Source organism: Acinetobacter pseudolwoffii, from assembly GCF_002803605.1.
Taxonomy (GTDB): domain Bacteria; phylum Pseudomonadota; class Gammaproteobacteria; order Pseudomonadales; family Moraxellaceae; genus Acinetobacter; species Acinetobacter pseudolwoffii.
The window spans coordinates 1-918 of record NZ_PHRG01000025.1; the positions used below are offsets into that span (position 1 = coordinate 1).

Sequence of the window (918 nt, forward strand, 5' to 3'; positions counted from 1 at the left end):
TTCAGAATATGCTGACGAATAATCAAATCTTCCTGATTTAAGACATGTCCTTTAAATACCGGAATTTCATTGCGAGCTAAACAGGCATAATATTCTTCAATAGTTTTCACATTCTGGGCAAAGCTGTACCAGCTATCACTGATCGAAGAAATTCCTAAACCGATCATCACTTGAGTTTTAGAGGCGGTGTATCCCATAAAATTGCGGTGTAATGTTCCAGCTTAAAGACCTGCGTCAAAATGCCAAGTTTGTGAAAATCACTTCTGCCGGTATGTCGGAATCACATGTGCATGATGTGACCATTACCAAAGAAGCACCCAACTATCGCGTGGGTTAATCTCCTGTGATTTAAAGTTTTTAAAAGCCGTCATGCAAATGACGGCTTTTTTATTTTGGTGTAAAGTGTGGCACAGGGAAAAAATGGGTGAGATCAATCATCCGCTAAGAAGTGAGATAAAGATGAGTTATTTTGGTACGGACGGTATTCGTGGAAAGTTTGGCGAATTGCCGATTACCCCTGAGTTTGCCCTGAAATTGGGGTTTGCAGCCGGTAAGGTTTTATATCCACAAATCCGCATACGCTGGCGATGGAAGCGTCAAGCGCCCAGTCTGAACAGGTCGAAGTCTTGTCCTATCTGGGCCAGATGATGGCAGAACGCAAACAGGCCGATCCGGATTCCTCTTATGTGATCTTGCCAGCGCAGTGCAAAACTCGGTTTACTGAATTCGATAATCCCGATCAGATGCTGATCGCGAGTATGATGCAAAGTGCATTGGTGGGTGACATCAGTGTCAAGATCCAACGATACACTTTGTTGACGATACGCCATAGAGCTCGATGAAATAAAAAAATGAGGGACACATTATAGCCCATTTTATAGAAACTGAGCAGTGCTATTGTTTAGCGCAAATTTTAGT

General features: G+C 42.7%; 5 pseudogenes. 3 read left to right on the plus strand and 2 right to left on the minus strand.

Annotated elements, in window-relative coordinates:
* A pseudogene (locus CWI32_RS14970) lies at positions 1–221 on the minus strand (oxygen-independent coproporphyrinogen III oxidase); the annotation flags it as partial.
* Here CWI32_RS14970 and CWI32_RS15275 point away from each other — a divergent pair.
* The 3 pseudogenes from CWI32_RS15275 to CWI32_RS14975 form a co-directional block, all read left to right on the plus strand.
* Positions 221–337 (plus strand): annotated as a pseudogene (locus tag CWI32_RS15275) (hypothetical protein); the annotation flags it as partial. The pseudogenes CWI32_RS14970 and CWI32_RS15275 overlap by 1 nt on opposite strands.
* Before the next feature lie 122 nt (positions 338–459).
* Positions 460–561, plus strand: a pseudogene (locus tag CWI32_RS15110) (hypothetical protein); the annotation flags it as partial.
* Positions 562–563: 2 nt separating this feature from the next.
* A pseudogene (locus CWI32_RS14975) lies at positions 564–689 on the plus strand (bifunctional phosphoribosyl-AMP cyclohydrolase/phosphoribosyl-ATP pyrophosphatase); the annotation flags it as partial.
* Here CWI32_RS14975 and CWI32_RS15445 read toward each other — a convergent pair.
* A pseudogene (locus CWI32_RS15445) lies at positions 690–830 on the minus strand (hypothetical protein); the annotation flags it as partial. It lies immediately after the preceding pseudogene.
* Positions 831–918: the final 88 nt, after the last annotated feature.